1 protein-coding gene is annotated in these 450 nt (G+C 37.8%); it reads right to left on the bottom strand.

The window, feature by feature from the left end:
• A partial coding sequence (gene spo0A / locus V7068_RS20025) for a sporulation transcription factor Spo0A (RefSeq protein ID WP_499714246.1) occupies positions 1 to 450 on the bottom strand: 450 nt, incomplete at both ends.

Genomic DNA, 450 nt, shown 5'->3' with positions numbered 1-450 from the left:
ATACTGACCGTATAGCCAAACAAGGATGAAATCGATTCAATATTTCCTCGACTCCAGGCAACCTCAATCGCATGTCGAATAGCTCGCTCTACTCGGCTTGCTGTTGTATTATATTTCTTAGCAATATCAGGATATAATACTTTTGTAATCGAGCCCAATAATTCTATATCATTGTAAACCATTGCAATAGCTTCTCTTAAATACAAATATCCTTTAATATGGGCAGGTACACCAATCTCATGGATAATGCTTGTAATACTCGCATCGAGATTTTTCGGTTTTGCTTCCGGTTGTGTACGATAGGCTGTCGTATTCTTCATAACCACTTGCCCTTTTCCGCTCACCTGACGAATATGGTTTACTAAACTCTCTAGATCGAACGGTTTTAATATAAAATAAGCCGCTCCTAAATCAACTGCTTTTTTTGTAACATCTTCTTGACCAAATGCA

Origin of the sequence: Bacillus sp. JJ634 (assembly GCF_036962285.1) — a bacterium.
In the GTDB taxonomy this organism is placed as follows: domain Bacteria; phylum Bacillota; class Bacilli; order Bacillales; family DSM-1321; genus Peribacillus; species Peribacillus asahii_A.
This window is presented reverse-complemented; position numbering and strand designations above follow the sequence as displayed.